Genomic DNA, 2,377 nt, shown 5'->3' on the forward strand with positions numbered 1-2,377 from the left:
GTATAGTTCTGAAATAAAAATAGGGTTATCAGTGATTCGGACGGGATTAAATCCCGCCCGAATCACTGATAAGCCAGATCAAGCAATTATAGTTGTTAGTCGAAATATTCAAAAAGCTTTTCTTTGACTTCCTCAAGAAATTCCAGATCTGAAGCAACAGGATTTTCGATTTCCAATAATGTGAGAAAATCATCAGTATCCACGCTGTTAACGACCAGCTCGGCTAAAGAACCATGGGTAAATTTGTTCATACGGATGTCGAGCTCAGATTCCAGATAAGCTCGATTACAACCTGAATAGGACTGAACCTTCCTGATCAAATCATCATAATTCACATTTTTTCTTTGCTCTGTCAAGATTTCTTCCATGAAGGTCAGGATATCTTGTTCCGTTTGACTCTTGTACTCCGGAGTCACCCTTTCTTTCAGAACCAGCAAAAACTGCTCCAATTTCAATCTGTTGACTGTTACGTTTTTCATAGTACCATTCACTCCTCGCTCCAAACAGGTTTCGAATGTCGTTTACATCTATATTTTACCACCACGGGAGCTGATTGGACGAATGATACCATTTGTAGAATAGGCAACAAAAAAGCGGATGCGCCCTTTCCTTCTGTCGGAAAATGGATGCATTCGCTTCTGTTTTTTATTTTCAGCTTCTTACAGGCGCAGCCTGCAGCATTTGGTACAATTCTGATGGAGATGGCACGTCGCTTATGTTTTCGGAGTAATGGCTCAAAACAACTTGCCCTCTTCTATCGACAACGATTGTCGCCTGCAGTTGCAGTTCGTTCCCCTCAAAACGTTGACATTCGATCCCGTAGTATTCAAATTCCAGCAGTTTTTCTTCGGAAACACCGTAAACAAGATCGCGCATGGAGTCAGATGAAGGGATATCAAAGTGTTCATACAAGGATTGCTCTGGATCCGCTATGACGGTATATGGGATTTTCATTTTCGTCGTTCTTTCGGCAACAGCAGCTTCTGTCCCTTGTATCACCATCATGATTTCGATCCCCTGGTCTTTGAGGAATTGATAGGCATCGCGGTATTTCAGCATATCCAGCTGACTCATGCCGCACCCCAGATGTCTCAGGAAAATCACCGCAGTGAAATCGCGTTTCAGCTGAGATCGGAAACTTTCACAATTCCCATTCTTCGTCAAAAATAAAAAATCGTCTATTTCTGTTCCTTCGGTCAACTTCACTTGGCCCACCCCTTCCGTATTTTCCCGCAACAGGTTGTTTCTGCTGCAGTTAGCGTTCAATTAACACAATTTGTTGACTCTATGTAAGAATATCTTACCGTTTCTTTCTGATTTTGTCGATGGTATTGTTACATTATCCGTCAGAAAATCTGACATGTTTTTTTCTGAGGGTTGTAAGTGTTGTCATATTTATCCAATGGCTTTAAATTGACAGCGCTTACGCACTGTGATAGATTGACTTTGATGAGGAAAACAAGTACTCAAGGAGGTGTATGTATGGCAAGAGGAGGCGGTGGCGGATCACGGGGAGGTGGTGGTTCTTTCGGCGGGAGTCGTGGTGGCGGTGGCCGCAGCAGCGGTGGTCGCGGCAGTTCTTTTGGCGGAGGTTCCTTCGGCAGCGGCAAAAGCGGTCGAGGTGGCGGATCTTTTGGAGGCGGCGGGTTTAATATCCCCCGTTCTTCAGGCTCAAGTGGTCCGATTTTCCGGAGCGGCCCCATTATCAGAGGGCCATCTTCCGGTGGTCCCAATTATTCTGGTGGAGGTCCTAGAGGTGCTCCGGGCTGCGGTTTAGGTTGCGGTACGATCGCATTGGTTGTGATCATTCTGGCTATTGTTTTCGGTTTGATTTTCTCCTTCAATTCAGGATCTTCTCTTTCCGGGTCTGGCGGAGACAATGAAATCACCCTATCTACAGTGGAACGGGAGCCCCTTCCGGATGGTTCCGTTACGGAAACGGATTATTACACAGACACGCTCGGTTGGATTGGAAACCGTTCTGAATTGACATCGGGAATGAAGCATTTTTATGAGCAGACCGGCGTGCAACCCTATCTATACTTGACAGCTGACATCAACGGATCGACGAATCCTTCGATGGAGGATTTGGAAAGCTTCGCAAACGAAAAATATGACGAACTTTTTGTGGACGAGGCCCATCTGCTGTTGGTATTCTTCGAATATCAGTCCAGCATGTACATGGATTATTATGTAGTCGGCACGCAGGCTGCCACTGTAATCGATACCGAGGCCGGCGATGTCCTGCTTGATTACATCGATTCCTATTACTATGATGACAATAAAACGGACGAAGAATTTTTCAGCGATGCTTTCCGGGATTCCGCAGATCGCATCATGGAAGTGACGCGTTCCCCATGGATAGCTGTTCTAATCG

General features: G+C 45.4%; 3 protein-coding genes. 1 reads left to right on the plus strand and 2 read right to left on the minus strand.

The genetic code is table 11. The annotated features are described in order from the left end of the window. Positions 1 to 95: 95 nt before the first annotated feature. The gene (locus WBV27_RS11725) at positions 96 to 479 is read right to left on the minus strand and encodes a hypothetical protein (protein ID WP_424202274.1); all 384 of its coding nucleotides are present in this window, start codon (positions 477 to 479) and stop codon (positions 96 to 98) included. Between the two features lie 172 nt (positions 480 to 651). Beyond that, entirely contained in the window at positions 652 to 1,236 is a 585-nt protein-coding gene (locus WBV27_RS11730) for a redoxin domain-containing protein (RefSeq protein WP_424202276.1), read from the minus strand. Between the two features lie 246 nt (positions 1,237 to 1,482). Between WBV27_RS11730 and WBV27_RS11735 the strand changes: the two genes are divergently transcribed. Beyond that, on the plus strand, positions 1,483 to 2,377 hold an 895-nt coding region (locus tag WBV27_RS11735; RefSeq protein WP_424202278.1), incomplete at its 3' end, for a hypothetical protein.

This window comes from Trichococcus sp., from assembly GCF_049589555.1.
Classification (GTDB): domain Bacteria; phylum Bacillota; class Bacilli; order Lactobacillales; family Aerococcaceae; genus Trichococcus.

Excerpts from the sequence above, each read along its gene's own strand:
- WBV27_RS11725 (WP_424202274.1), bottom strand. The coding sequence starts at position 479 with ATGAAAAACGTAACAGTCAACAGATTGAAATTGGAGCAGTTTTTGCTG.